This is a genomic window from Cellulomonas sp. P4_H12 (genome assembly GCF_056400905.1).
In genome coordinates this window covers 1-609 of the sequence record NZ_JBFUKJ010000104.1, presented here as the reverse complement: position 1 = coordinate 609, position 609 = coordinate 1, and the positions used below count along the sequence as shown (strand labels likewise).

Annotated in this window: 1 protein-coding gene; it reads left to right on the top strand. The window is 65.7% G+C overall.

The window, feature by feature from the left end; translation table 11 throughout:
* Nucleotides 1–609: Ig-like domain-containing protein (locus tag AC1DQC_RS19985; RefSeq protein ID WP_477052973.1), on the top strand; the 609-nt coding region annotated here is incomplete at both ends.

Below are 609 nucleotides of genomic sequence, written 5' to 3'. Positions count from 1 at the left end.
GACCGGTACCGGTAGCGGTTCCTCCATCTCGCAGCAAGGCGACGGCAGCGTGTTGGCCACGTGCTCTGGTGGTTGCAGCTTCTTCGGCGGCGGATTCGTGGTCAAGGGCGGCCAGTCCCTGACCTACACGGTGACCTACAAGGTGCCGGCCGCCGCTCCTCTTGGTGTGTTCAACAGCGGCATGTTCTTCGACGTGTACAGCTTCGGCAGCACGCAGGGATTCAACCCGGCCAACGTGAACGTCGAGGTGGTCGCGCCGAACGTGGCCACCACGACGACGCTGTCGGCTCCCGCTCAGGCCGTCACCGGTACGCCGGTCGACCTGACGGCGAACGTCGGCCCGGCCAACTCCGTCGGCACCGTGCAGTTCAAGGACGGTGGCGTGAACATCGGTGCGCCGGTTGCGGTTTCGGGTGGCACCGCGACTCTGTCGCACACGTTCGACACGGTCGGGTCGCGCTCGATCACTGCTGAGTTCGTTGCGGGTGCCGGTTTTGTGGGTTCGACGTCGGCGGCGCATGCGGTCGAGGTTTCGGCTCCGTTGGTGACCACGACGACGGACCTGGCGGTTCCTGCCACTGCTGTGACCGGTACTGCGGTTGATCTGAC